The organism is Kitasatospora sp. NPDC048194 (assembly GCF_043202455.1).
GTDB lineage: Bacteria > Actinomycetota > Actinomycetes > Streptomycetales > Streptomycetaceae > Kitasatospora.
Genome location: NZ_JBIDAK010000043.1, coordinates 1 through 25,543 on the forward strand (window position 1 = coordinate 1; position 25,543 = coordinate 25,543).

Annotated in this window: 21 protein-coding genes; 12 read left to right on the forward strand and 9 right to left on the reverse strand. The window is 75.8% G+C overall.

Annotation, left to right across the window (positions count from 1 at the left end; translation table 11 throughout):
* From ACGF07_RS32340 to ACGF07_RS32350, 3 genes are all read left to right on the forward strand, one after another.
* Positions 1–282, forward strand: a 282-nt coding sequence (locus ACGF07_RS32340; RefSeq protein ID WP_392904651.1) for an electron transfer flavoprotein subunit alpha/FixB family protein, incomplete at its 5' end; no start/stop codon positions are given.
* A gap of 278 nt (positions 283–560) precedes the next feature.
* Positions 561–1,985 carry an acyl-CoA synthetase gene (locus ACGF07_RS32345; protein ID WP_392904654.1) on the forward strand — a complete coding sequence of 475 codons (1,425 nt, stop codon included), beginning with the start codon at positions 561–563 and terminating at the stop codon, positions 1,983–1,985.
* Positions 1,986–2,311: 326 nt separating this feature from the next.
* Entirely contained in the window at positions 2,312–3,208 is an 897-nt protein-coding gene (locus ACGF07_RS32350; RefSeq protein WP_350749113.1) for a C40 family peptidase, read from the forward strand.
* 133 nt (positions 3,209–3,341) lie between these two features.
* Here the strand turns inward: ACGF07_RS32350 and ACGF07_RS32355 are convergent, their stop codons facing one another.
* Positions 3,342–4,256 carry a PfkB family carbohydrate kinase gene (locus ACGF07_RS32355; RefSeq protein WP_392904657.1) on the reverse strand — a complete coding sequence of 305 codons (915 nt, stop codon included), beginning with the start codon at positions 4,254–4,256 and terminating at the stop codon, positions 3,342–3,344.
* Positions 4,257–4,728: 472 nt separating this feature from the next.
* Between ACGF07_RS32355 and ACGF07_RS32360 the strand changes: the two genes are divergently transcribed.
* Positions 4,729–5,796, forward strand: coding sequence for an NUDIX domain-containing protein (locus ACGF07_RS32360; RefSeq protein WP_392904659.1), 1,068 nt, complete (start codon positions 4,729–4,731; stop codon positions 5,794–5,796).
* A gap of 206 nt (positions 5,797–6,002) precedes the next feature.
* Positions 6,003–6,866: a DUF4184 family protein gene (locus ACGF07_RS32365; RefSeq protein ID WP_392904661.1), complete on the forward strand. Its 864-nt coding sequence runs from the start codon at positions 6,003–6,005 to the stop codon at positions 6,864–6,866.
* On the opposite strand, the gene ACGF07_RS32370 is transcribed toward ACGF07_RS32365, so the two are convergent.
* Positions 6,817–8,181, reverse strand: coding sequence for a dipeptidase (locus tag ACGF07_RS32370; RefSeq protein WP_392904663.1), 1,365 nt, complete (start codon positions 8,179–8,181; stop codon positions 6,817–6,819). The two genes, ACGF07_RS32365 and ACGF07_RS32370, sit on opposite strands and share 50 nt — an antisense overlap.
* Before the next feature lie 300 nt (positions 8,182–8,481).
* On the opposite strand from ACGF07_RS32370, the gene ACGF07_RS32375 reads away from it, so the two are divergent.
* Both ACGF07_RS32375 and ACGF07_RS32380 read left to right on the forward strand, forming a co-directional pair.
* The gene (locus ACGF07_RS32375; protein ID WP_392904665.1) at positions 8,482–9,672 is read left to right on the forward strand and encodes a geranylgeranyl reductase family protein; all 1,191 of its coding nucleotides are present in this window, start codon (positions 8,482–8,484) and stop codon (positions 9,670–9,672) included.
* 97 nt (positions 9,673–9,769) lie between these two features.
* Complete coding sequence (locus ACGF07_RS32380) at positions 9,770–11,152, forward strand: MFS transporter (protein WP_392904667.1); 1,383 nt, start codon at positions 9,770–9,772, stop codon at positions 11,150–11,152.
* Positions 11,153–11,267: 115 nt separating this feature from the next.
* Here ACGF07_RS32380 and ACGF07_RS32385 read toward each other — a convergent pair whose 3' ends face one another.
* Both ACGF07_RS32385 and ACGF07_RS32390 read right to left on the reverse strand, forming a co-directional pair.
* Complete coding sequence (locus tag ACGF07_RS32385) at positions 11,268–11,672, reverse strand: RidA family protein (protein WP_392904670.1); 405 nt, start codon at positions 11,670–11,672, stop codon at positions 11,268–11,270.
* A gap of 132 nt (positions 11,673–11,804) precedes the next feature.
* Positions 11,805–12,602, reverse strand: coding sequence for an ATP-grasp domain-containing protein (locus ACGF07_RS32390; RefSeq protein WP_392904673.1), 798 nt, complete (start codon positions 12,600–12,602; stop codon positions 11,805–11,807).
* 223 nt (positions 12,603–12,825) lie between these two features.
* Between ACGF07_RS32390 and ACGF07_RS32395 the strand changes: the two genes are divergently transcribed.
* Positions 12,826–13,599: an enoyl-CoA hydratase family protein gene (locus tag ACGF07_RS32395; protein WP_392904675.1), complete on the forward strand. Its 774-nt coding sequence runs from the start codon at positions 12,826–12,828 to the stop codon at positions 13,597–13,599.
* A 135-nt stretch (positions 13,600–13,734) separates the two neighbouring features.
* On the opposite strand, the gene ACGF07_RS32400 is transcribed toward ACGF07_RS32395, so the two are convergent.
* The gene (locus tag ACGF07_RS32400) at positions 13,735–14,589 is read right to left on the reverse strand and encodes a maleylpyruvate isomerase family mycothiol-dependent enzyme (protein ID WP_392904678.1); all 855 of its coding nucleotides are present in this window, start codon (positions 14,587–14,589) and stop codon (positions 13,735–13,737) included.
* A gap of 151 nt (positions 14,590–14,740) precedes the next feature.
* Here ACGF07_RS32400 and ACGF07_RS32405 point away from each other — a divergent pair, with 151 nt between their 5' ends.
* Positions 14,741–15,508, forward strand: coding sequence for an acyltransferase (locus tag ACGF07_RS32405; RefSeq protein ID WP_392904681.1), 768 nt, complete (start codon positions 14,741–14,743; stop codon positions 15,506–15,508).
* A gap of 120 nt (positions 15,509–15,628) precedes the next feature.
* On the opposite strand, the gene ACGF07_RS32410 is transcribed toward ACGF07_RS32405, so the two are convergent.
* Positions 15,629–16,948: a PucR family transcriptional regulator gene (locus tag ACGF07_RS32410; RefSeq protein WP_392904683.1), complete on the reverse strand. Its 1,320-nt coding sequence runs from the start codon at positions 16,946–16,948 to the stop codon at positions 15,629–15,631.
* A 114-nt stretch (positions 16,949–17,062) separates the two neighbouring features.
* On the opposite strand from ACGF07_RS32410, the gene ACGF07_RS32415 reads away from it, so the two are divergent.
* Positions 17,063–18,022, forward strand: a complete 960-nt coding sequence (locus tag ACGF07_RS32415) for an esterase/lipase family protein (protein ID WP_392904685.1) — start codon at positions 17,063–17,065, stop codon at positions 18,020–18,022.
* Positions 18,023–18,099: 77 nt separating this feature from the next.
* Here the strand turns inward: ACGF07_RS32415 and ACGF07_RS32420 are convergent, their stop codons facing one another.
* Positions 18,100–18,678, reverse strand: coding sequence for a HutD family protein (locus tag ACGF07_RS32420; protein WP_392904686.1), 579 nt, complete (start codon positions 18,676–18,678; stop codon positions 18,100–18,102).
* Between the two features lie 126 nt (positions 18,679–18,804).
* Positions 18,805–20,070 (reverse strand): MFS transporter, encoded by a 1,266-nt coding sequence (locus tag ACGF07_RS32425; RefSeq protein WP_392904688.1) that lies wholly within the window; start codon positions 20,068–20,070, stop codon positions 18,805–18,807.
* 17 nt (positions 20,071–20,087) lie between these two features.
* Between ACGF07_RS32425 and ACGF07_RS32430 the strand changes: the two genes are divergently transcribed.
* Together ACGF07_RS32430 and ACGF07_RS32435 are read left to right on the forward strand one after the other, a co-directional pair.
* Complete coding sequence (locus tag ACGF07_RS32430; RefSeq protein ID WP_392904691.1) at positions 20,088–21,362, forward strand: ROK family protein; 1,275 nt, start codon at positions 20,088–20,090, stop codon at positions 21,360–21,362.
* Between the two features lie 165 nt (positions 21,363–21,527).
* Positions 21,528–22,658 carry a PLP-dependent cysteine synthase family protein gene (locus tag ACGF07_RS32435; protein ID WP_350749150.1) on the forward strand — a complete coding sequence of 377 codons (1,131 nt, stop codon included), beginning with the start codon at positions 21,528–21,530 and terminating at the stop codon, positions 22,656–22,658.
* Positions 22,659–22,798: 140 nt separating this feature from the next.
* Here the strand turns inward: ACGF07_RS32435 and ACGF07_RS32440 are convergent, their stop codons facing one another.
* Complete coding sequence (locus tag ACGF07_RS32440; protein WP_392904694.1) at positions 22,799–25,285, reverse strand: right-handed parallel beta-helix repeat-containing protein; 2,487 nt, start codon at positions 25,283–25,285, stop codon at positions 22,799–22,801.
* Between the last annotated feature and the right edge of the window lie 258 nt (positions 25,286–25,543).

A 25,543-nucleotide genomic window follows, 5' to 3' on the forward strand; every position in this document is an offset into this window, starting at 1 on the left:
GCGGCCGTCGGCGCCTCGCGCGCGGCCGTCGACGCCGGCTGGTACCCGCACAGCAACCAGGTCGGCCAGACCGGCAAGCAGGTCTCCCCGCAGCTCTACATCGCGGCGGGCATCTCCGGTGCCATCCAGCACCGGGCCGGCATGCAGACCTCGAAGACCATCGTGGCCGTCAACAAGGACCCCGAGGCCCCGATCTTCGAGCTGGTCGACTACGGCGTCGTCGGCGACCTCTTCCAGGTCCTGCCGCAGCTCACCGCCGAGGTGAAGGCCCGCAAGGCCTGACCCCTCGGACGGACCACGGAGGGCGTGGCACTCGGTACCCCGGTACCGGGCGCCACGCCCTCCCGTCGTTCGCCAGAGAGGTTCGCCAGAGCGTTCTGCCAGAGCGTTCCGTCAGGCCGTTCCGCCAGGCCGTTCGCCCGGTCGTTCTCCCCGCCGTTCGCCCCGTCGGCGGGCGCGGGAGCGGCGGCCCGTAGAGTCGGCCCGACGGCACCGGACCGACTTCGACGGTCCGGCCGGGTTGGGTGCGACCAGGGCGAGACGAGGGCGAGGACGGAAGCATGGCACTGCTGACGGCACTTCAGGGCGACCACGGCGACGCGGCGGACGCGCTGCGGATCGACGGCCGGGCGCTCTCCCGGGCGGACCTGCTGGGTGCGGCGACCGCCGTGGCCGACCGGGTGGCCGGGGCGCCGGCGCTCGCCGTGCTCGCCGCTCCCACCGTCGAGACGGTCACCGCCGTGGTCGGCGGGCTGCTGGCCGGCGTCCCCGTGGTTCCGCTGCCACCCGACTCGGGGCCGAAGGAGCGCGCACACATCCTGCGCGACTCCGGCGCGGCACTGCTCGCGCACGCCGCCGGGCAGGCACTGCCGGACGACCTCCCGGTGGAGGCCCTGCCCGTCGACACCGCCGAGCGCTCCGCCACCGGGTACGCCGAGCCGGCCGCCGACGCGACCGGTTTCGTGCTCTACACCTCGGGCACCACCGGCGCGCCCAAGGGAGCGGTGATCAGCCGGACGGCGATCGCCGCCGACCTGGACGCCCTCGCCGCCGCCTGGCAGTGGACCGCCGAGGACACCCTCGTCCACGGCCTGCCGCTGTTCCACGTGCACGGCCTGCTGCTCGGAGTGCTCGGCGCGCTGCGCACCGGCAGCCGACTGGTGCACACCGGACGGCCCACCCCGCAGGGGTACGCGACGGCCGGCGGCAGCCTCTACTTCGGTGTCCCGACGGTCTGGTCCCGGCTGGCCGCCGACCCGGCGTCGGCCGCCCGCCTGGCCCCGGCCCGGCTGCTGGTCTCCGGCAGCGCGCCGCTGCCCGTACCGGTGTTCGAGAAGCTGGCGGCGCTCACCGGGCACGCCCCGATCGAGCGCTACGGGATGACCGAGTCGCTGATCACCGTCAGCACCCGGGCGGACGGCGAGCGGCGCCCGGGCAGCGTCGGGCTGCCGCTGGAGGGGGTGCGCACCCGGCTGGTCGGCGAGGACGGCGAACCGGTGCCGTACGACGGGGAGAGCGTCGGCGAACTGCAGGTCTCCGGCCCCACGCTGTTCAGCGGCTACCTGAACCGGCCGGACGCCGACGCCGAGGCCTGGACGGAGGACGGCTGGTTCCGCACCGGGGACGTGGCGGTGATCGGAGCGGACGGTTTCCACCGGATCGTCGGCCGGGCCTCGGTGGACCTGATCAAGAGCGGCGGCTACCGGATCGGTGCGGGCGAGGTCGAGGCCGCCCTGCGCGACCACCCGGCGGTCGCCGACGCGGCGGTGGTCGGCGCGCCCGACGAGGACCTCGGACAGGCGATCGTCGCCTATGTGATTCCGGACGGCTCCGTGACGGGGGAACAGCTGACGGCCTTCGTGGCCGAGCGGCTCTCGGTGCACAAGCGCCCGCGCCGGGTCGTGCTGGTGCCCGAACTGCCCAGGAACGCACTGGGAAAGGTGCTGAAGAAGCAGCTCCTCGCGGAGGCCGGAGGCCAGAGGTGAGGGGCCGTCGGCTGGGCGCGCGGTGACGCGGTCTCACCCTGATGCCCCGTCGGTGCTCACCGCCCGTGAACCCTTCCTTTGGCGCACTCCGCTGCGCGCCGTGAGCGGACGCGTGCTTAACGTGACACGCAGGCAGAACTGAATCCTGGTGACATGCCGCGACCTCCGGTCGCAGGACCGGTGGCCGTGGCATGTCGGACGGGATCTGCCGAGCGGACGAACCGGCGAGAGCCGGGGCGTACCGCGTGTCCGCAGCAGTTTCCGCAGCCGCCCGTCGGGCGGCCGTTCGCACCAGTGCGTTCGCAGCAGTGAAGGAAGTCAGCAGGATGACCACCGTCAACACCGGCTCGCCGGATGCCGCCGACGAACCGATCGAGCAGCACGCCACCGCCGACCGTTCCGGACGTCCCGTCCGTCCCGCGCGGGCCGCGCGGATCCGTCGGGGGATAGCGATGGCGGCCGTGATCGCGGTCGGCACCGGGGTGATCGGCCTCGGCACCGGAGTGAGCCCCGCCGCCGCGGAGCGGGCGCCGGCGCACGCCGGATGGGACGGCTCGCGGTACTGGTTCAAGAACAGCCAGGGGCAGTGGCGCTGGACCACCCACTACAGCGTCTACGTGGCGCGGACCGGCGGCGCCAAGAGCTCGTCGGGCTCCTCGTCGAAGTCCTCGGCGACGTCGGGCGGGGGGATCAGACAGGGCTGGGACGGCTCGCGCTACTGGTTCAGGAACAGCAGGGGCGAGTGGCGCTGGACCACCCACTACGACATCTACCTGGAGCGGACCGGCGGGGGCTCGTCCTCGGGCTCCTCCGGTTCGTCCGGCTCCTCGGGCTCCTCCCAGGGCTCGGTGGCGGTCGACCGGGACGTCGAGACCGCCGTGGAGTTCGCGCTCGCCCAACTGGGCAAGCCGTTCAAGACGGCGGGCAACGGGCCGGACGGGTACGACTGCTCGGGCCTGGTGCAGCAGTCCTTCCGGCGCGGCGGCATCAGCCTGCCCCGGGTCGCCAACGACCAGTACGAGGCGACCACGCCGATCAGTGCGAGCCAGCTGCGCCGCGGCGACCTGCTGTTCTGGTCGCCGGACGGCACCCGGCGCGGCATCCAGCACGTGGCGATCTACCTGGGCAACAACCAGTACGTCGAGGCCGCGCGGCCCGGGACGAAGATCCGGATCTCGACCATCAGCAAGGGCTACTATCCGGCCTACATGGGGCGGCCGTGACGGTCCGCCAGTGAGCACGTCGGGGGCGCCGGTGTTGGACCCGGCGCTCCCGACGTGACCCCGCCGACGGCACCCGTGCCCCCGGCCGGGGCACGCCCAGCCGCCCCGCCGGCAGCGCCGGCCGGACGCGGCGTCAGAGATCGGCCCTCCGGGGCAGCGCGCCGCGGGCGCCGAGCGCCGTGACGGCGAAGGCCCCGGCGGCCACGGCGGTGGCGGCCGCGTCGGTGAGCGTGGCCCCGCGGGCCAGCCCGGCGGCCAGGGCGCCGCAGAAGACGTCGCCGGCGCCGGTGGTGTCGACCACCTGGACGGCGGGCGCGGGCAGCAGGGCGACGTCCGACCCGGTGGCGACCAGCGCGCCCTCCCCGCCGAGGGTGACCACCGCTCCCTCGGCCGTGCGGGCGAGTGCCCGGGCGGCCTCGGCGGCGGTCGTGGCCCCGGTCAGCTGGCGCGCCTCGACGGCGTTGGCGACCACCAGCGGCCGCCGGCCGGTGGGGCCGGCGTCGGGCAGCGCGCCGGCCGGGGCGGTGTTGTGCAGCCAGCGGGTGCCGCCGTTCGGACCGGCGGCGGGGAGCGCGGCCGCCGCGGCGCGGATGCACGCCGCGGGGACCTCGTTGCTGGTGAGGACGACGTCCACGGGCAGCAGGTGGAGCCGGTCCAGCGCGGCGGTGACCTCCTCGGGCGTCAGCTCGGCATTGGCTCCCGGGACGACCACGATGCTGTTCTCGCCGGACGGATCGACCATCACGATCGCCTGACCGGTCGGCGCCTCGGGGTGCGTGAGCACGGCGTCCGTCCGCACCTCCGCGCCGTGCAGGTCGGCGAGCGCCGCCTCGCCGTCGTCGTCCCGGCCGATCTTGGCGACCAGGTGGGTCGCCGCGCCCAGCCGGGCCGCCGCCACCGCCTGGTTGGCGCCCTTGCCGCCGAAGCCCCGGTCGGCGGAGGTGGTCAGGACGGTCTCGCCGGGCGAGGGGAGCACGGGGCAGCGGAGGATCCGGTCGGTGTTGACCGAGCCGATGACGACGACGCGGCCGGCGGGAAGCAGCTTCATCGTTCCTCTGTACGCGGCGGGGCTCGGGCGGCGCAAGAGGCACCCGCGGTGCCGGGGGCGGCTGGGTGCTCCGGCGGCTCGGTCCGTTGCGCGGTCCGTTGCGCGGTCCGAGGCCCGGGCCGCCCGGGCCGAACGGCGGGAGGAGGGGAGCGGGAGCACCGGGGAGCGGGCGGGCGCAGGGGCGGCGCGCGCGGCGTACGGGTGGGGCGCGCACCGGAAGTCGGCCGGTCCGACCTCCTGTGCGAACGGCGTCCGGTCGGAAGGCGGCTCCGCGGCCGAACGGTCCGCATGCGTCCCGGTCCGGCCCCCTGGCCTGGGCACATGCCCCTGACAAGGGGGCGCGCGGGCGGGCGCGCCGGGCAGGCATGGGGAGCGGCGTGGTGCGGGTACCACCACGGGTGGCGCTGGTTCGGCCGACGGGGGCGCTGCCCGGTGCGAACGGCATCGGGGCAAGTCGAGGGCAGGGGACGTTGTGATCGTCTGGGTCAATGGCACATTCGGGGCGGGCAAGACGAGTGCCTGCCGCGAGCTGGTGGAACTGCTGCCCGGGAGCGTGCTCTTCGATCCCGAGCTGGTGGGTTTCGGTCTGCGCCGGATGCTTCCGGCGGACCGGCTGGCCGCGGTGTCCGACTTCCAGGACCTGGCGGCCTGGCGCCGGCTCGTCCCCGAGACGGCGGCCGCGCTGCTCGACGAGGTCGGCGGCCCGCTGGTGGTGCCGATGACCCTGCTCAGAGAGGACTACCGGGACGAGATCTTCGGCGGCCTCGCCGCCCACGGGATCGCGGTGCACCACTTCGTCCTGGATCCCGAAGAAACGATCCTGCGTGACCGGATCGCGCATCGCGAGGAGTGCCCCGGCGATCCGGCGGGCAGCGAGCGGGTCCGCGACTGGTGCCTGGAACACCTGCCCCGCTACCGGGCCGCCCGCCGCTGGCTGGTCGGCGACGCCCGGCTGATCGACAGCAGCGACCTCACTCCCCGTGAGACCGCGCACCGCATCGCCGAGCTCGTCCGGGTCGGCGCCGCCCGCTGCCCGATCGTCCAGGCCCCCGATCCGACCGGCGACACCGTGGCCTCCGCCGTGCTGTTCTTCGACGAGCAGGACCGGGTGCTGCTCGTCGACCCGGTCTACAAGCCCGACTGGGACTTCCCCGGCGGCGTGGTCGAACGCGGTGAGGCCCCGACCGACGCGGCCCTGCGCGAGACCGCCGAGGAGCTGGGCCTGCGGCTCGACCCCGCCACGCTGCGGCTGATCGCCGTCGACTGGGAGCCCCGCACCGGCCCGCGCCGCGGCGGCCTGCGCCTGGTGTACGACGGCGGATTGCTGGACGACGCGGGCCGGCAGAACCTGCTGCTCCAGCAGGAGGAACTGCGCGGCTGGCGGTTCGTCACCCTGGAGGAGGCGGCCGACCTGCTGCCGCCCAGCCGCTACCGGCGGCTGGCCGCCGCGCTGGAGGCGCGGCGGAGCGGGGAGCTGCGGTACCTGGAAGCGGGGTGCCGGGTGGCGCTGGGGCTGGAGAGCGCGGCGGACGCGGCCTGACGAAGCGCCGCGAGTCCGCCGTCCGGTGTGCGCCGTAGGCGGCGGGGCTTCGGCTTCGGGGCGGCGGCGGGGATTCGAGGCGGCGGCGAGGCTCCCGGGCTGTGGCGCGGCGCCGGGGCTGTGGCGCGGCGGGGCTTCCGGGCGGCGGCCCGCGACGCGGCCCACCCGGTTCGCCCGGCGGCCGGAGCGGGCGTCAGGATGGGGGCATGCCGTTCACGTTCAGTCACCCCGCCGCCGTCCTGCCCCTGCTGCGCGCCGCCGGGGCGCGCGGCCCGCTGGTGGCCTCCGCGCTGGTCGCCGGGTCGATGGCGCCCGACGTGCCGTTCTTCGTCGAGTCGCTGCTGCCCGGGGTGTACCGGCACGGAGGGCTGCTGCACCGGTGGTGGGCGGTGCCGACGGTGGACGTCGCGGTCGCCGCCGCACTGGTGGCGGGGTGGCACGGACTGCTGCGGGCGCCGCTGGTGGGGCTGCTGCCCGAGCGCTGGGCGGGCGGCGCCGAGGCGCTGACGGCCCGCCGGGCCGGGGAGGGCGGCGTCCGGGCCGTGGACGCCGCCTGGTTCCTCGGCTCGGCGGCGGTCGGGGCGGCCACCCACGTCGCTTGGGACGCGTTCACCCACGGTGACCGGCTGGGCGTGCGGCTGCTGCCGGTCCTGGAGCGGCGGGTGGCCGGGACGCCTCTCTACGAGGCGATGCAGTACGGGACTTCGGTGCTCGGGCTGGCCGCGATCGCGGGCTGGGCGGCGCGTGCGGTGCGGGTGGCCGAGCCGGTCCGCCCCGCCGTGCGCCCGGGTGCCCGGACCCGGCGGGTGGCCGTCGCGGCGCTGGGCGCGGCGACGGCGGCCGGGGTGCTGCACCGGCTGAGCCCGCTGCGGCGGAACCTGGTCCCGGAGGTCTGCTTCGGGGCCGGGGCGGGACTGGCGGTGGGCGCCGTCGGCTACGCCGCGGCGGTGGCGGCCGCCCGCCGGTGGCGGGGCGGGCGGCCGGCGGCGGACCCGGGGGCCCGTACCGTCCCGACGGCCGTCAGGCGGAGCGCAGTTCCGCGTAGCGGCGCAGGAACAGGGCCTCGGTGAGGGCCATCCGCTCCAGCTCCTGCGGGTCGACGCTCTCGTTGACCGCGTGGATCTGAGTGGTCGGCTCCTCGACGCCGATCAGCACGATCTCGGCCTTCGGGTAGAGCGTGCGCAGGGTGTTGCAGAGCGGGATCGAGCCGCCCTCGCCGGAGGCGACCATCGGGGTGCCGAAGGCCTCGGCCATCGCCTCGCCCATCGCCTCGTACGCCGGGCCGGTGATGTCGGCGCGGAACGGGGCGCCGTTGCCCTGGCGCCGGACGGTCAGCCGGGCGCCGAGCGGCATCTGCGCCTCCAGGTGGGCGACCAGCGCGTCCTGGGCGGCGTCCGCGCTCGTGCCCGGCGGGACGCGCAGGCTGATCAGCGCCTTCGCGGCGGCCTGGACGGAGGAGGTGGCGCCGATCACCGGCGGGGCGTCGATCCCGAGGACGGTGACGGACGGGCGCGCCCACAGCCGGTCGGCGATGGTGCCGGTGCCGGTCAGGGCGACGCCGTCGAGCACCTTGGCGTCGGCGCGGAACTGCTCCTCCGGGTACTGCACGCCCTCCCAGGTCTGGTCGGCGGTCAGCCCGGCGACCGCGACGTCGCCGTTCTCGTCGTGCAGCGAGGCGAGCACCCGGACCAGGCACTGCAGCGCGTCCGGGGCCGCGCCGCCGAAGGCGCCGGAGTGCAGGTTGCCGCCGAGGGTGGTGACCGAGGCCTCGACCACCGTCATGCCGCGCAGCGACGCCGTCACGGTGGGCAGGCCGGGGGCGAAGTTGCCGGTGTCGCCGATGATGATGGCGTCGGCGGCCAGCAGCTCGGGGTGGGCCTCGGCGTAGCGCTCCAGGCCGCCGGTGCCCTGCTCCTCCGAGCCCTCCACGATGATCTTCAGGCCGACCGGGTAGGCGTCCCCGTACACCTGGCGCAGCGCCCGCAGGGCGGTCAGGTGCATCAGGATGTTGCCCTTGCAGTCGGCGGCGCCGCGTCCGTACCAGCGGCCGTCACGCTCGATCAGCTCGAACGGCGGGCTGGTCCAGCCGGCCTCGTCGAGCGGGGGCTGCACGTCGTAGTGCGAGTACAGCAGGACGGTCGGGGCGCCCTCGGGGCCGGGCAGCTCGCCGTACACGGACTGGGTGCCGTCCGGGGTGTCCAGCAGCCGGATGCCGGTCAGGCCCTCGGCGGCGAAGGCGTCGGCGACCCAGCGCGCGGCCTTCTCGCACACCTCGACCGGGAACTGGCGCGGGTCGGCGACCGACGGGAAGGCGACCAGTTCGGCGAGGTCGGTGCGGGCACGGTCCATCAGGGACCGGACGGCGTCGGCCAGGGGCTGTGACATCGGGGCTCCGAGGGGGCGGGCCGCCCACGGGGTGGTGCGGGCGGAGGGATCGGTCGGGGTACCGCCGATCATAGGCGGCGGTGTTCGCCGGGTGGTGCTGAGCCCGGGGGGCCGTGCGGACGCATAGGATTGCTCGACGTGACTGACTCCGGAAGCTCCGATTCCCGTAGCCCGCTCGACCGTACGACCGCGACGACCGCGCCCGTCGGCAGTGAGGCGTCCGCACAGGTGTCAACGGCGTCCCGGAAGGCGTCCGCGGAGACATCCCGGGAGGCGTCCACGGAGCCGGCGGCGGAGTCGGTGGCGTCGACGGAACAGCTCGACGGCGTCTGGGACGTCGTGGTGGTCGGCGCCGGGCCGGCCGGGGCCTCCGCCGCGCACGCCGCCGCCGCGCAGGGCCGCCGGGTGCTGCTGCTGGACAAGGCCGAGCACCCCCGGTACAAGACCTGCGGCGGCGGCATCATCGGCCCCTCCCGCGACAGCCTGCCGCCGGACTTCGAACTGCCGCTCCAGGACCGGGTGCACGCCGTCACCTTCGCGTACGACGGCCGGTACACCCGTACGCGCCGCTCCGAGCGGATGCTGTTCGGCCTGGTCAACCGGGACGAGTTCGACCTGCGCCTGGTGCAGGCGGCCAAGCAGGCGGGCGCGGTGCTGGTCACCGGGGTGACCGTCACCGGGGTCGAGCAGCGCGGCGGCGAGCACCGGACGGCGCTGGTCACGGCGGCCGACGGGCGCACCTTCGAGGCCCGCGCGGTGGTCGGTGCCGACGGCAGCGCGAGCCGGATCGCCCGGCACGTGGGCGTCACCTTCGACCAGATCGACCTGGGTCTGGAGGCGGAGATCCCCGTCCCGCCGGAGGTCGCCGCGGACTGGTCGGGCCGGATCCACCTCGACTGGGGCCCGCTGCCGGGCAGTTACGGCTGGGTGTTCCCGAAGACCCGGTCCGGGACGCTGACCGTGGGCGTCATCTCGGCGCGCGGCGACGGCGAGCGGACCAAGCAGTACCTCGCCGACTACATCCGGCGGTTGGGCCTCTCCGGCTTCACCCCGCGGGTCGAGTCCGGGCACCTGACCCGCTGCCGCGCCGAGGACTCGCCGCTCTCCCGCGGCCGGGTGCTGGTCGCGGGGGACGCGGCCGGGCTGCTGGAGCCGTGGACCCGCGAGGGCATCTCCTACGCGCTGCGCTCGGGCCGACTGGCCGGCGAGTGGGCGGTGCGCGTCGCGGAGGCGGGCGACGCGGCCGCGGTGCGGCGCGAGGCGCTGAACTACGCCTTCGCCGTCAAGGCCGGACTGGGCGTGGAGATGCGCGCGGGCAAGCAGCTGCTCGGCGCCTTCGAGCGGCGGCCGTACCTGTTCCACGCCGCGGTGTGCCTGGTGCCGGCCGCCTGGCGGGCCTTCGCCCGGGCCACCCAGGGGCACACGACCTTCGCCCAGGTGCTGCGGCAGTACCGGGCGGCGCGACGGCTGACGGCGATGGCGTCGAGGTAGCGGTTCCGGTGCCTCCGGGCCGGCCTGACACGGCGTGGTGACGGGCGGAGCGGAAAAGCAATGGCGGCGGTGGCCCGCCCGGCGGTGTGATCAAGGCATGACCGACGCACCGGAGTCCTCCGCACCGTCCCGCGCGACACCCGGGCCCGGGGCGGGCGGCCGCCTGCCCGCGGCTGTGCGCCGCCGTCTGCACCCGGATCCGACGGTCCGCAGGCTGGCCGGGACCACGCTCGTCAACACCGTGGGGGACGGCCTCTCGCTGTCCGTCGCGGTGCTGTTCTTCACCCGCGTGCTCGGCCTCGGCGCGGCACAGTTGGGCGTCGGGATGACCGCCGCCGGGCTGTGCGGGGTCGCCGCCAGCGTGCCGGCCGGCCGGGCCGCCGACCGCTGGGGCGCCCGGCGGGTCCTGGTGGCGCTGGTCGGGGTGGAGGCGGTCGGCACCGCCGGGTACACGCTGGTGCACAGCTATCCCGCCTTCGTCGCCGTGGCGTGCGCGGTCGCGGCCGTCGACCGGGGGGCCGCGGCGGTGCGGAACGCGCTCTACGCCGAGGTGCTGCCCCCCGAGCGGCGAGTGGCGGGGCGGGCCTACCTCCGGGTGGTGACCAACGTCGGCATCTGCGGGGGGACGGCCCTCGGCGCGGTCGCGCTGCAACTGGACACCCGGCCGGTCTACCTGACGGCGATCCTGGCCGACGCCTGCTCCTTCGCGGCCGTCGCCGTGCTGTTCCACCGCCTGCCGCGCGCCCCGGCCGGGCCGTCGACGGCCGAGGCCGACGCCGGGACCGGGCACGGCACGGGAGGCATGTCCGGCACCGGCACGGCGAGACCCGCCGGCCCCTCGGAACGGGACGTGGAGCGGGGCCGTCGGCGCAACCCGGCGCTGCGGGACGGCCCGTTCCTGGTCGTGACCGTGCTGTGCTCCGTGCTCGCGCTGCAGTTCGCCGTCCTGGAGGTGGGCGTTCCGCTGTGGATCGTCCAGCGGACCGAGGCGCCGAGGATCGTCGTCGCCGGCGCCCTGGTCCTCAACACCCTGGTGGTGATCGCCCTCCAGGTGCGGGCCACCAACGGCACCGAGGAGCGGAGCGCGGCCGCCCGGGCATGCCGCCGGGCCGGCCTGGTGCTCGCCGCCTCCTGCCTGGTCATCGACCTCGCCCACGGACTGCCCGGCATCCTCGCCGCCGTGGTGGTGCTCGCCGGCATCGCGCTGCAGTCGCTCGCCGAGGTGCTCGGCCAGGCCGGGAGCTGGGCGCTCAGCTACGACCTCGCGGGTGAACACCACCACGGGGCCTACCAGGGCGTGTTCAACGCGGGCACGGCGGCCGCGATGACGGCCGGCCCGGCGGTGGTCGGTACGGCCGTGATCGGCTACGGCCCGGCGGGATGGGCCGTGCTGGGCGCGGTGCTGGCGGGGGCCGGCGTGGCGATGGGCCCCGCCGTCCGGTGGGCCGGACGGCGGGAGCTGCGGGCGCGGGCGGTCTGAGACCCGTGCGGCCTCGCGCTGCTCCCGGGCTGCTTCCGTGCTGCTCCCGCGCCGCTCGGGGCTGCTCCCGGGCTGCTCCCGGGCTGCTCCCGCGCCGCTCGGCGCTGCTCCCGCGCTACTCCTGGACGATCGCCGTCGCCTCGATCTCGATCAGCACGTCCGGCCGGAACAGCGCGGCGACCTGCATCGCCGAGGCCGCCGGCAGCGGCAGGCCGTCCAGGTACTCGTCGCGGGCCTCCCGGACGGCCGCGAGGTAGGAGATGTCGGTCATGAAGAAGGTGAACTTCACGACGTCGGAGAAGTCGGCCCCGGCGGCGGCCAGGCAGCGGCGCAGGTTCTCGAAGACCTGCCGCGCCTGCGCCCTGGGGTCGCCCTCGCCGACCAGGTTCCGGTGCTCGTCGAAGGCCACCTGGCCGGAGACGTGGACCAGCCGGCCGGTGCCGGTGACGACCTGGGTGTAGCCCGTTCCGGGCGCGACGCCGGGCGGCTCGGTGATGTGCGTGAGATGGGTGGTGGTCACGGCGCAGGATCCTGCGTCATCGCGCGTCCCGGCCGCAAGGGGTAACTCCGGCTGCCGGCCGGGCCCACCGGCCAGGCCCACCGGTCGGGGCCTGAACCGGCCGGCCGGGGCCGGGGCCCGCCGACCGGCCCCTCAGCGCACGACTTCGGGCAGTTCGCGCCGGAACGGAAGGTCGGCGACGGGCAGTTGGGCGAGCGGGCCGGCCGAGCGCAGCACCACGTCCAGCACGGCGTCCGATTCGGCGGCGTAACCGCCGCTCGCCCAGGCGGCGTTGGCCTCCACCACCGCCCAGCCGCCGTCGGTGCGCCCCACGTCCACCACGACCGCGCTCGGCAGCGGGGCCTGCGCGGCCGAGGCGGCCAGTACGTCGCGGGCGAAGGCCAGCACCTCGGAGCCGTCCCGCCCGAGCGGCGCGACGGACAGTTCGGCCTCCTCCGCGTAGCGCGAGCCCGCCCGCACCGCGCCGTCCAGGACGAACAGCCGGTACTCCGCACGGAAGCGCACCACCTCGCTCACCAGCACCGGCGTGTCGCCGTCCAGCAGTTCGGGCCCGGGCAACGCACCGCCGTCCGGGTAGACCCGGGCGGCGAACGTCTTGTCCGCCGGGGGCTTCACGAAGGCCGGTCCGCGCAGCCCGCGGGCCTCGGCCAGGGTCGTGGCGGCCACGCGCCGGCCGGTCAGCGTCAACGGCAGCCGGACGAGCCAGTCCTCGGCCGGCTCCAGCAGGGCCAGGCCGAGCTCCCGACCGACCGCGTCGCCGAACAGCGGCCCGCCGTACACGTGGACCGGCGCGCCGAGCAGCTCGCGCGGCGCCTGCCAGCCCGTCGCGGTGCGGGCCCGCAGACCGCGCAGCCCGGCGGCGGTGCGCAGCCGCCGGCTGGTCTCGTTGACGCGCGGCGCGAGCAGCAGGACGGGCGAGTCGGTGGTCATGCCGTTCATGCTGTCGGGACCGTGACCCGGACCACCAGTGGTTTTCCGTCCGGTCGCGTCGTCCCCGGGCCGTCCGGGTGGCGGGCGCGGCCCGGGCCGCGATCGGCCGGCTGCTCTGGCCGAGGGGCGGGTGGGCGTGCCAGAGTCGTCCGGGCGCGGTCCGGACACCCCGGCCCGCGCCCGCAGTCCGACCCACCCTCAGCCGGAAGGCAGGCCCACGCCGATGACCAGCGCAGAGCCCCTCGTTCGCGTCAGCACCGCCGATGCCGTCACCACGCTCACCCTCGACTCGCCGCACAACCGCAACGCGCTCTCCTCGCGGCTGATGGCGGAGCTGCACGCCGGACTGGCCGTCGCGGCGGCCGACCCGGACGTCCGCGCCGTGGTGCTCACCCACACCGGCAAGGTGTTCTGCGCGGGCGCGGACCTCTCCGAGGCGACCGGCGCGGACCCGACGGTCGGCCCACGCGGCCTGGTCGAGTTGCAGAAGGCGATCGTGGACTGCGTCAAGCCGGTCATCGCCGTGGTGGACGGACACGCCCGGGCCGGCGGCCTCGGCCTGATCGGTGCGGCGGACCTGGCGATCGCCGGACCGGCCGCGACCTTCGCCTTCACCGAGGTCCGGCTCGGCCTCGCGCCCGCCGTCATCTCGCTGCCGCTGCGTCCGAAGCTGGACCCGCGCGCCGGCTCTCGCTACTACCTCACCGGCGAGGTCTTCGACGCCGCCGAGGCGGCCCGGATCGGCCTGCTGACCCGGGCCGCCGAGTCCACCGAGGACACCGCGGTGGTGCTGAAGGGGCTGCTGGACGCGCTGCGCCAGGGCTCGCCGCAGGGACTGGCCGAGTCCAAGCGGCTGGCCAACGCCGAGGTGGCGCGCTCGTTCCAGCGGGACGCCGACGAGCTGGTGCAGCTGTCGGCGCGGCTGTTCGGCTCCGCGGAGGCGCAGGAGGGGATGCGGGCCTTCCTGGAGAAGCGGCCGGCTGCCTGGGTGCGCTGAGGCCGGCAGCGCCGAAGGTGCCGGCTCCGAACGTGCCGTCGCCCCACGCGCCGTTGCGAACCCGCCGTCGCCGAACCTGCCCTCGCGGGGGCCAGGGGGCCGGCTCGGCTCGGCGTGGCTCGGACGGGCTCGGAATCAGCGGATGGCCGCGCCGTCCCGCCAGAGACCGAGCAGGTCCCGGTCGCCACTGACCTCGACCCGTTCGGCAGGCCGCAGGTGCCCCGCCGGCTCCGCCGTTGCGTTCCGGTCGGCGGGGTCCCGCCGGTCGGTCGGGCTGCTCTGGCCGGCGGGCGCCGGCCGGTCGACCGTCAGGCGGTTCCAGAGCAGCAGGTAGAGCTCGTGCGCCGGGCCGGTGAGCGTCAGGTCGGCCGCTTCCGGGCTCTCCTCGGTCGTGACGGACAGCGGCTCGTCGGTGATGGTCAGGCGCCAGCACCCGGGGCCGTCGGTCGTCCGGACCCGGACGGTGCGCGGGCGCTCGCTGCGCACCGTCGACCGGCCGCCGACCAGGAAGCCGCGCAGCAACTCGTCGATGCCGTCCAGGGCGAGCGCGGTGTCCACGGCCGGGCCCGGCGAGCCGGCCGCCGCATCGGCGTCGAAGCGGTGCACGGCGGTCTCGTGCGCCTGGCGCCGGGCCCAGAAGGCCAGCGGGCTGGTCGAGGGCAGGAAGCTCCAGCAGTCGACGTCGGCGGGGGCCTCGCTGAGCACCGTCACCAGCGCGGCGTGGCCATCGCGGAACCAGTCGAGCAGCGCGGCGTCCGACGGGTCCGGCCCGATCAGCTCCTTCAGGGCCGCCTCCTCCATCGGCGCCCGCAGGCCCTTCGCCGGGTGGGCGGCGGCCCAGCGGTGCACGCGGCCGACGTGTCGCACCAGGTCGCCCAGCCGCCAGTCCGGGCAGGTCGGTACGGGGGCGGCGAGGTCGGTGCGGGCGGCGGCCTCGGCGAGCAGGGTGCCCTCGCGGCGCAGCCCTTCGATGTGGTCGGGGATCTCCATGGGGGCGAGTCTCCCATCCGCGCTCGAACACAGTGGCGGTTTTCGGACGGTCGGAAGTCCGGTGCCGGTGGTGCCGGTGCTGCCGGATGGCCTGGTGTGATGTCGGCCTCCCGGCGGCCGGGCCGATGCTACGGGCCGGTAACGTGAGCGCATGCCGATAACCCGTTCCCTTCTGTCCGCCGTCCGGACCGGTGGCCGCCGGGCCGCCGGGCACCTCGTCCACCGGGGCTGGCGCTGGGTGCAGCGGACCGGTGCGGTCACCAACCGCAACCCCGGCCCGTACCGGTTCGGCGAGCTGGGGGACGGCACGTCCCTCGCCTTTCCGCTCGGGGCGGTGTTCAACGAGCGGTGGATCACTATCGGGCCGTTCTCGATCATCGGTGAGCGGGTCACCATCAGCGCCGGTTTCCTGCCCGGGCTCGACCTCGGACCGGAGCCGATCGTGCGGATCGGCGGCGGCTGCGTGATCGGACGGGACAGCCACATCGTCGGCCACCAGTCGATCGTCATCGGGGACGACGTCTGGACGGGGCCCGGCGTGTACGTCAGCGACCAGGCGCACGAGTACCGGGACACCGAGCTGCCGATCGGCAAGCAGTGGCCGCGCAACGAGCCGGTGGAGATCGGCTCGGGCAGTTGGATCGGCACCGGCGCGGTGATCATGCCCGGGGCGCGGATCGGGCGCAACGTGGTGGTCGCCGCCGGGGCGGTGGTGCGCGGGGAGGTGCCCTCGCACTCCGTGGTCGCGGGGGCGCCCGCCAAGGTGGTGCGCCGCTGGACCGAGGAGGAGGGCTGGCAGCCGCCGCTGCGCCACGAGCCGCCCCGGCCGGTGCCGGACGGCGTGACGGCGGAGCAACTGCGCGCCCTGGTCGGCTGGGACCTGAGGCTGCCGGGGGAGCAGGAGCAGCAGCAGGACTGAGCGCCGCCCGCCCCACTCGCGCCACCGCCCGACCCACCCCACTCGCGCCGCCCGCCCGACCCGCCCCACTCGCGCCGCCCGCGCCGTCGGGAACGGCGGCACGGGCGCGGCGCGGTGCGACTACCGAGCGGTACAGGACTGTTCGGCGGCGCGCGCGGCGATCGCCGCGGTGATCCGCAGGGCGTCGGCCGGGCGGGACGGGTCCAGACCGGTGAGCACGGCGATCCGGCGCAGCCGGTAGTCCACGGTGTTGGGGTGCAGGTGCAGGGCGCTCGCGGTGTGGCGGCGATTGAGGCCGCCGGCCAGGTGGGTGCGCAGTGTGGTGAGCAACTCCCCGCCGTCGGCCAGTGGTTCGAGTAGCGCGGCGAGCCGGGCGCGGGCCCGGCTGGGGCGGGTCAGCTGGTACTCCAGCAGCACGTCGTCCAGCCGGTGCAGACCGGGCGGGCGGCCGAACGCCCGGGCCACGTCCAGGACTTCGTACGCCAGCGCGGCCGCGCCCGGCACCTCGCCGGGGGTGGCGGCGGCCGCTCCGGCCAGCACCGGCGCCCCGGCTGCGCGGGCCGCGGCGGTCAGTGCGGCGGCGAGCTGCGGCCAGGGCGCCTCGCCGGCGGCCGCGTCGGTGGGCTCGGACTCGGGCTCCGGATCGAGCGGCAGCAGCACGAGGCCGCCGACCGGGGTGAGCGCGGTGAGGGCCGACTGCCGGGTGCGGTGGTCGAGTTCGGCGGCGAAGCGGCGGAGCTTCCGGTGCGCGGCGATGCCCGGGTCGACGCCGGGGGAGCGTTCGTCCGGGTGCTCGGCGATGGCCAGGCAGAGCACCGCGTAACCGGCCGGCAGCCGGATGCCGGCGCGGGTGGCGGCCTCCTCGGCGGGGGTGCCGGCGAGCAGTGCGCTGAGCAGGGACTGCCGGGCGGTGTGGTGCCGGTCGCCGGCCGGGCGCCGGCCGTCCAGGTAGCCGGCGCCGGCCGCGGTGACGGCTCGGCCCAGCTGGTCGAGCAGCAGCCGGTTGAGCACCAGCAGATCGGCGGCGTCACCGGCGTGGGCGTCCCGGGTGACCGAGTCCCAGCAGACCTCCAGGCCGAGGTGGTGGGCGAGCAGCACGGCGTCCAGCGGCAGGCCCTCCTCGGCCCGGCGCGCGGCGGACTCCCGTACGGCGGCGAACTCCTCGGCGGGGGCGGGGAGTCCGGTGCGCACCGTGTGGGCGAGTGCGCGGATGCGCCGTTCGGTGTCCCGGGTGAGCTCGCCGGTGAGCTGCTCGCGCGGGAGGCGGCGGTAGACCGGCACGCGCTCGAGCAGGGCGGCGACCACGCGCTCGGCCAACTCGCGGACTCCGTTGAGGAGCAGCTGGTCGGCCGGTCGGCCGCCGATCACCGGAACCTGCCAGGTCGGCGTGGTTCCGGGGGTGTCCAGGGGCGTGCAGTGGGGTGCGTTGTGACCGGTCACAGAGAACACCGTCCAGGTCTGGGGAACGCCCAAGGGCCGGGCCGGAGGGGCGACCGCATCATTGAGCCACTCGGGTTACCTGTTGGTAACAAACTTCCGCCGTGGAGGCAACAGTTGAGAACCCCACTTCTCCGCTTCTCCCCGACTTCCCTGCGCCGCCCGCTCGGCGGGATCCTCGGCGCGATCCTGCTGGCGGGCGCGCTGCTGGCGGGGGCGGCCACGCCGGCCTCGGCCGCGCCGTCGACCGCCGCGGCCCCGGCCGCCGGCACCGCCCAACTCCCGCCCGACGGCGACTCGGTGGCCTCGCCGCCCGGCGCCAACGACTGGAACTGCCGACCGACCGCCGCACACCCCCACCCGGTGGTCCTGGTCCACGGCACCTTCGCCAACCGCTACGAGAACTGGCTGGCGCTCTCCCCGCTGCTGAAGGACCTCGGGTACTGCGTCTTCGCGCTCGACTACGGCACCGTTCCCGGCATCACCTCCACCGGCAGCGGCCTGCTGCTGCCGATCGGCGGGCTCGGGGCCGTCTCCGACTCGGCGGCCCAACTGGCGCACTTCGTCGACCTGGTGCGGAGCGCGACCGGCGCAGCGAAGGTCGACATCGTCGGGCACTCGCAGGGCGGCATGATGCCGAACTACTACCTCAAGTTCCTCGGCGGGGCGTCGAAGGTCGACACGCTGGTCGGCCTGGCGCCGTCCAACCACGGCACGACGCTCGACGGGATCACCAACCTCGCGCCGTACTTCCCGGGCGTCACCGACCTGATCTACACGGTCTGCCAGGCCTGCCGTGACCAGGCGGTGGGCTCCGACTTCAACGCGACGATGGCCTCCCGGCCGGACACGGTGCCGGGCGTGCGGTACACGGTGATCTCGACCGTGTACGACGAGGTCGTCACCCCGTGGCGGACCCAGTTCCTGAACGGGCCGGACGTCGACAACCAGGTCCTGCAGGACCACTGCCCGCTCACGCTCGCCGAGCACGTGGCGATCGCGTTCTCGCCGACGGCGCTGCACCTGGTGGCCAACGCCCTGGACCCGGCGCACGCCACGCCGGTGCTCTGCGGCTGAGCCGGATCCGCCCGCGACCGCCCGTGTTCCCGGCCGCCCCGGGGGCACGGGCGGCGCGCCGTCAGGCGGGCGAGCGGTCAGCGAGCGGGGTGGAAGGTGACGGCGGCGCAGACGCCGCCGTCGGACGGCAGCAACCGGTACGGACCGGGGGCGGCCAGCAGGGCGGCGTCGAAGCGGGCCAGTTCGGTGCCGTCCAGGGTCGCCGAACCGGCGACGCAGACCAGCAGGACGGTCGCCGCGGGCGGCACGGCCAGCGGGCCGGGCGCGCCGAGCAGGTCCACGGTCGCCTCGACCCGGCCACGACGGGTCATCACGTTGAAGTCCACCACCGGGCCGCCGAGCAGGCGGCAGTCCGTCGCGGCGTCGCCGGCGAAGGCGAACGGGCGGAAGGGGGCGTCGATCACCTGCTCGCCGCCGTCCACGGTCAGCGCCATGCCCGCGCCCTCGACCAGGGTGATCACGCGGTCGATGCCGGGGAACCGCGAGAACGGTCCGGCGGAGGCGACGTCGGCGAGGCTGACCCGCCAGTCGAAGCCGTCCAGCGCGGCCCCGGCCGGGAAGCCGGCGACCTCCCTGGTCACCCCGCCGCCGTTGAGCCACGGCGTGGCGGGGCGCTCGTCGGCGCGCAGGAGCTGGATGCGTCCGCTGGTCGTCATGGGGGTGCATCCTGCCACCTGACACCTGCGCCTGCCACCTGCCTGCCGCCCCCTGCCCCCCCGGCCCCCGCCACCTCTCACCTGCGGCCCGTCGGCGCCGTCCCACGGTCGGCGCCGTGGCCACCGTCAGCGCCGTCCCACCGCCAGCGGCAGGAGCGCCGCCGCCGTCGCGGTGAGGGCCACCGTGGTGAGGGCCAGCGGCAGTCCGGCCGCGTCGGCGAGGAAGCCGATCACCACCGGCCCGACCAGCATCCCCCCGTACCCCAGCGTCGAGGCGAGCGCGACGCCCTGCGGCCCGCCCGTCGCGCCGGCCCGGGCGATGGCGAGCGGGAAGAGGTTGGCCAGCCCGAGGCCGACCAGCACGAAGCCGCCGATCGCCACCGGAACGGCCGGGGCCGCCGCCGCGACCAGCATGCCGACCGCCGCCGCCAGTCCGCCGCACAGCATCAGCCGCGTCTGGCCGAGCCTGATGCTCAGCCAGGTGCCGCCCACCCGCCCGCTGGTCATCGCGAAGGCGTACGCGGCGTAGCCGGCGGCGGCCGTCCCGGCGCCGGCGTGGACGTCGTCCGTCAGGTGCAGGGTCGCCCAGTCGGCCACCGCACCCTCGCCGTACGCGGTGCACAGCGCGGTGAGACCGAGCATCAGCACCAGCAGTCGGGCGTGACCGCGGGCGGGTCGGCCCGCGGTGCCCTCGGGCGGCCCGTCGGCTGCGCCCTCCACCGGGCGCGCGGGCGTCGCCCCCGGCGCCACTCCCGCCGCCGGGCTGCGCAGCAGCACGACGCCCGCGCCGGCGGTGACGGCCAGGCCCAGCAGTCCGCCGAGCGCGAGGGCCCAGGTGGTGGTGAGCCGGTCGGCGAGCAGGCCGCCGAGGCCCGCACCGAGCAGCCCGCCGAGGCTGTATCCGGCGTGGAAGCTGGGCATGACCGGCCGCCGCAGTTGGGCGACCAGGTCGACGGCGGCGCTGTTCATGGCGACGTTGGCGCCCCCGTACCCGGCTCCGAAGAGCAGCAGCACGCCGCCGAGCGAGAGCACCGAGTGGGCGTGCGCGGGCAGCGGTACGGCGAGGCTGAGCAGGGCGAGCGACCCGACGGTGACCGGCCGGGAGCCGTACCGCACGCAGAGCCGTCCGACCACCGGCATGGTGAGGACGGCTCCGGCGGACAGGCAGAGCAGCGCCAGGCCGAGGGCGCTGTGGGTGGCGCTGATCTGGCTGCGCACGTCGGGGATGCGGACGACCCAGGCGGCGAAGAGGAAGCCGTCGACGGCGAAGAAGGCGGTGAGGGCGATCCGTGCGGGGCCCCAGGGACTGTCGGTGGCGGGGGTCGTGCTGCGAGACTGGGGCGAGGAGTCGGCGGGACGCGGGCGGGAACGGATTTTGTTTCGAAGCGGCACAAAGTCACAATAGGGTCGTGCAGCTCTCACCTTCAAGCCCGAGGCCCCGCTCCGGAGCGGATCCCGACGCACCGCGCGACGCCCACCGGCGCGCGGCCCCCGACCGCGGTCGGACGCTGCTCGGTCCCGCGCTCTCGCTCATCCACACCGGCCAGACGCCCACGCGCTCCGCGCTCACCCGCGCCCTGGACGTCACCCGGGCCACGGCCGGCGCGGTCACGGCCGAACTCGAGGCGCTCGGACTGATCACCGTCGACTCGCGCCCGGCCGGTGGCGGCCGGGGCCGGCCCTCGCACCGGCTGGCGATCGACCCCCACGGCCCGGTGGTGGTCGCCGGCCAGATCCACGCCGACCAGCTGAGCGTGACCCTGGCCGGCCTCGGCGGGCTGCTCGAGCCGCCCGTCCACCTGCCGCTGCCCGCCGCCACCGACCCGGTCCGGATGCTGCGCGCCGTCGCCCAGGCGGGCGCCGAACTGGCCCGCTCCACCGAGCGCCGCTGCCTGGCCGCCTCGCTCGCGCTGCCCAACCCCGTCACCGAGCCGGACGGCACCGCCCTGGCGGCACTGCACTTCGCCTGGCCCAGCGGCACCCCGGTCGCGGACCTGTACGACGTCGAGGTCGGCCGCGCCGACCACGGCCCCGCCGCCCTGCGCCCGCTGCCCACCTTCGTCGGCAACGACGCCAACCTCGCCGCACTCGCCGAGTACCGCCACGGCGCCGGGCGCGGCGCCCGCCACCTCCTGCTGGTCACCTCCGGCCACAGCGGCGTCGGCGGCGCGCTGGTGATCGACGGTCACCTGCACACCGGCAGCGCCGGGCTCGCGCTGGAAGTCGGCCATCTCACCGTCGACCCCCAGGGCCGGCCCTGCGTGTGCGGCAACCGGGGCTGCCTCAACTCGGAGACCGACCCCGACGCGCTGTTCGCCGCCGCCGGACTCACCCCGGAGCCCGGGCGCCCGCTGCTCGACCAGGCCCGCGAACTGTGCTGGGCGGCCGCGACCGACGAGCGGGCCCGCGCGGCGGTGGAGCACGTCATCGACCGGCTCGGCCTCGGGCTGGCCGGGGTCGCCAACATCCTCAACCCCGACCGGGTGGTGCTCAGCGGCCTCCACCTGGACCTGCTGGAGGCCGCCCCCGACCGGCTGCGCGCGGTGGTCGCCGAGCGCTGCCTGTGGGGGCGCAGCGGACGGGTGCCGATCGTCGGCGCGGACCTGGCGCACGGCGCGCTCGCGGGCGCGGCCGAGCTGGGCTGGGGGCCGTACCTGGCGGATCCGCAGTCGGTGCCGGTCTAGCGGGCGGCAGCGTCGGCCGGCCGGGCGGACCGTCAGACCGGCCGGCCGGCGTGAGCCGGGAGCGCCCGGGATAAGGGGAAGCTGGATTTCCGGAAACGGTCACTTATCGTGACCCTCGTACACTCGTAGTGAGCAGCGGGGGGCCGCAACGAGGAGTAGTGACCGATGAGCACCCAGCCCGGTGGGATCCCCGGCCTCGAGCCGACCGCCGACGTCGACCGTTCGGACCCCCAGTACCGCGCCTGGCTCAAGGAGGCGGTGCGCAAGGTCCAGGCCGACGCCAACCGCTCCGCCGACACCCACCTGCTGCGCTTCCCGCTGCCGGCCGAGTGGGGGATCGACCTCTACCTCAAGGACGAGTCCACCCACCCGACCGGCTCGCTCAAGCACCGCCTCGCCCGCTCCCTCTTCCTCTACGGGCTCTGCAACGGCTGGATCCGCCCGGGCAAGCCGGTGATCGAGGCCTCCAGCGGCTCCACCGCCGTCTCCGAGGCCTACTTCGCCCAGTTGATCGGGGTGCCGTTCATCGCCGTCATGGCCAAGAGCACCAGCCAGGCCAAGATCGACCTGATCGAGTTCCACGGCGGCGAGTGCCACCTGGTCGAGCGCTCGGACGCGGTGTACGAGGCCTCCGCCCGGCTCGCCGAGGAGACCGGGGGGCACTACATGGACCAGTTCACCTACGCCGAGCGGGCCACCGACTGGCGCGGCAACAACAACATCGCCGAGTCGGTCTTCGCCCAACTCCGCCTGGAGCCGCACCCCGAACCGGCCTGGATCGTCGCCACGGCCGGCACCGGCGGCACCTCGGCGACCATCGCCCGGTACGTGCGCTACATGCAGTACGACACCCGGATCTGCGTCGCCGACCCGGAGAACTCCTGCTTCTTCGACGGCTGGGTGAACCACGACCCCGGCGCCCTGTGTGACAGCGGCTCGCGGATCGAGGGCATCGGACGGCCCCGGATGGAGCCGAGCTTCGTGCCGGGGGCGGTCGACCGGATGATGAAGGTGCCGGACGCCGCCTCCATCGCCGCGGTCCGGGTGCTGGAGCGGGTGCTCGGCAAGAAGGCGGGCGCCTCCAGCGGGACGGGGCTGTGGAGCGCGCTGCGGATCGTCGCCGAGATGCGGGCGGCCGGGCGCACGGGCAGCGTGGTCACCCTGATCTGCGACCCGGGCGACCGCTACCTGGACAAGTACTACTCGGACGACTGGCTGGCCGGCGAGCGCATCGACATCGCCCCGTACCGGGCCGCGCTGGAGTCGTTCCTGGCGGGCGGGGAGTGGGCGGCCTGATCACCGGCCGGACGGCGGCCGGCGGACTCCACCGTCCGGCGGCCGCCGTCCGGCGCCTGTGGCCTGCCGGCCGTCCTCGGGTTCTGGTCGCCCGGCATCCGGCGCGGTGCCGCTCCCGGCAGCCCGAGCGGCGCCGCCCGCTACGGCAGGGGCACCGTCGGCAGATCGGCCGGGACGAGGAGCTGGAGTTCCTCCGTGGACGGGTCGGCGAGGGCCGCGACCCGGACCGCATGGCGCTCGACCATCGTTTCGAAGATCTGCCGCGCCGTGCGTCCGTTGCCGAAGTTCGGGCCGCGCTCCAGGCGCCCGAAGTGCTCCAGCAGCGCGCCCTCGGCGGCCTCGGAGAGGGCGTACTCGTGCTCCTCGCACTGGGAGCGGGCGATCTCCAGCAGCTCGTCCGCCGTGTAGTCGGGGAAGGTGATGGTGCGTGAGAACCGCGACGAAACCCCCGGGTTGGCGGAGAGGAAGCGCTCCATCTCGGCCGTGTAGCCCGCCACGATGACGACCACCTCGTCCCGGTGGTCCTCCATCAGCTTGACCAGGGTGTCGATCGCCTCGCGTCCGAAGTCCCGCGCGCCGTCCTCGGGGGCCAGCGTGTACGCCTCGTCGATGAACAGGACGCCGCCGCGCGCCCGGTCGAAGGCGGCGGCGGTGCGGATCGCGGTGGAGCCGATGTGCTCGCCGACCAGGTCGACCCGGGCCACCTCGACCAGGTGGCCGCGCTGGAGCACACCGAGCGAGGCGAGGATCTCGCCGTAGAGGCGGGCGACGGTGGTCTTGCCGGTCCCGGGGGCGCCGGTGAAGACCAGGTGCCGGCGCAGCGAGGGCGCCTTCAGCCCGGCCTGGCGGCGGCGTCGGCCGACCGAGATCAGGTCGATCAGCGTGCGGACCTCCTGCTTCACCGTCGCCAGCCCGACCAGCGAGTCCAGTTCGGCGAGCGCCTCGTCGGCCGGCCGGCAGTCCGGGATCGGCGCGATCGGGGAGCCGGCCGAGGGGGCGGCCGGTGCGCCCGCCCGGTCCACCGCCACCGGCGCTGCGGAGACCGGCTGGGCCGCCCTGGGGGACGGCACCTCGGCAGCCGGGCCGACCGAGCCGACCGCCCCCGCCGTGCCGGTCGAGCGGGTCGAGCGGGCGCCGCCGGCCGGGGCGGCCGGCGGGACGTCGTCCGAGACGCACCCCTCGGTGACCGGCCCCGGCTCGGAGAACTCGAACCCGGCCCGCTCGTTCTGCTCGGCCCGGCACCGGGTCAGCTGGGTACGGCACCCGTCGATGATGTGGAACCCGAAACCCTTGCCGTGCGAGACCCGGCAGTCCTCGAAGGTGCCGCGGCCCTGCGCCGAGACGTACACCCCGGCGTCGGTGCTGGCCCGCACGGTGCAGTCGCGCAGCACCGGGTCCGCGCCCTTGGTGACGATCACTCCGGTGGCCACGTCCGAGATCTCGCAGCCGGTGAGCAGACCGCCGCTGCCGTGGTCGCGGAACCACAGCCCGGTGCCGGCCTCCTGGACGCGGCACCCGGCCAGCGCGACCGTGGCGCCGCCGCTGACCGAGACCGCCGAGCTGCGGATCCGGCTGAACGAGCAGCCCTCGGCGACGGCCGCGGAGTCCCGGTCGAGGACGAACAGCGCGTCGGGCAGGTCGTGCAGCGAGCAGTCGGTGAGGGTGAGCCGGGCACCGTCGCTGACCCACAGGGCCGGGTACTCGCCGGTGGAGCCGTGCAGTTGGCAGGCGTCGGCGACGGCCTCGGTGCCCTGGTCCCAGACGGACAGCGCCCCGCGCCCGAAGTCCCGCACGGTGCAGTGGGTGAGGCTGAGCCGGGAACGCCCGCGCAGATCGGCGCCGTTCTCGGGCAGGTCGTGCACCCGGCAGCCGGTGAGCACGAGTTCGGCCTCGCCGTCCAGGGTCAGGCCGTTGCCGGTGACCCGGTGGATCTCGCAGTCGACCAGCCGTCCGCCCGCCTGGGCCTCGGCCTGCACGCCGCTGCCGCGGATCTCGTAGATCTCGCAGCCGGTCAGTTCGGCAGCGCTGCCCGGGTCGGAGAGCAGCACCCCGGCGCCGGAGGCGTGGTGGACGCGGCAGCGGTCGAGGGCGGCGGTCGCGCCGCCGAGGACGGCGAGCCCGGCCTGGCCGGCGGCGGCGACCTCGCAGTCCTCGAAGGCGGCGGCGGTGCCCTCGCCGCGCAGGCGCAGCCCGAGCCCGCCAGGGTTGGCGACCATGCAGCCGCGCAGGGTCGGCCGGGCGCCGCCGGTGACCTCGACGCCGGTGGCGGAGCGCGTCTCGACCCGGCACCCGCTGAGCGAGGGGGTTGCCTCCGGGCCGGTGATCAGGACGGCCGGCGCGGAGCTGTCGCCGCCCTCGATCACCAGGTCGCGCACGGTCGCGGCGGCGGTGACGGTGAGCGCCACGCCGGAGGGCGGCTCGATCCGGACGGTGCCCGGGCCCATGGCCGGGACGATCGTCACCGGCTTGTCCAGCAGGACGTTCTCCCGGAAGGTCCCCGGGCGGACGGCCACGGTGTCGCCGGGTTCGGCGGCGGCCAGGGCTTCGGCGAGCGTGTCGTAGTCGCCCGCGCGGCGACGCCAGCGGGATGCGCTGTCCTGGGTGACCCGGACCCTGTGCTCAGCCATGACGGTCTGTCTGCCCCCACCTTCGTCGTGCCGGCGATCAACGGGCCGTGGGCGCGGGGTGCGCGGGCCGTCCGCCCCACCGTAGCGCGCCCGTACGGGTGCTCCGGCCGCCCTCGGCCGCGCGGACACCGGCAGCGCTCAACGCGGCCACAGGTTCCGACCACTTGTTCAACGAGCGCGCACAGCCGGGGTTCCGTACCGGCGCCCCGGACGCGGGCCGTGCCCGGGACGCGGGCCGCGGGCCGGGGGTCCCACCGC

Bases quoted from the DNA above. Each gene is read 5' to 3' on its own strand.
- ACGF07_RS32345 (WP_392904654.1), top strand. From the start codon at position 561: ATGGCACTGCTGACGGCACTTCAGGGCGACCACGGCGACGCGGCGGAC.
- ACGF07_RS32350 (WP_350749113.1), top strand. From the start codon at position 2,312: ATGACCACCGTCAACACCGGCTCGCCGGATGCCGCCGACGAACCGATC.
- ACGF07_RS32355 (WP_392904657.1), bottom strand. From the start codon at position 4,256: ATGAAGCTGCTTCCCGCCGGCCGCGTCGTCGTCATCGGCTCGGTCAAC.
- ACGF07_RS32365 (WP_392904661.1), top strand. From the start codon at position 6,003: ATGCCGTTCACGTTCAGTCACCCCGCCGCCGTCCTGCCCCTGCTGCGC.
- ACGF07_RS32370 (WP_392904663.1), bottom strand. From the start codon at position 8,181: ATGTCACAGCCCCTGGCCGACGCCGTCCGGTCCCTGATGGACCGTGCC.
- ACGF07_RS32380 (WP_392904667.1), top strand. From the start codon at position 9,770: ATGACCGACGCACCGGAGTCCTCCGCACCGTCCCGCGCGACACCCGGG.
- ACGF07_RS32390 (WP_392904673.1), bottom strand. From the start codon at position 12,602: ATGACCACCGACTCGCCCGTCCTGCTGCTCGCGCCGCGCGTCAACGAG.
- ACGF07_RS32395 (WP_392904675.1), top strand. From the start codon at position 12,826: ATGACCAGCGCAGAGCCCCTCGTTCGCGTCAGCACCGCCGATGCCGTC.
- ACGF07_RS32400 (WP_392904678.1), bottom strand. From the start codon at position 14,589: ATGGAGATCCCCGACCACATCGAAGGGCTGCGCCGCGAGGGCACCCTG.
- ACGF07_RS32405 (WP_392904681.1), top strand. From the start codon at position 14,741: ATGCCGATAACCCGTTCCCTTCTGTCCGCCGTCCGGACCGGTGGCCGC.
- ACGF07_RS32420 (WP_392904686.1), bottom strand. From the start codon at position 18,678: ATGACGACCAGCGGACGCATCCAGCTCCTGCGCGCCGACGAGCGCCCC.
- ACGF07_RS32435 (WP_350749150.1), top strand. From the start codon at position 21,528: ATGAGCACCCAGCCCGGTGGGATCCCCGGCCTCGAGCCGACCGCCGAC.
- ACGF07_RS32440 (WP_392904694.1), bottom strand. From the start codon at position 25,285: ATGGCTGAGCACAGGGTCCGGGTCACCCAGGACAGCGCATCCCGCTGG.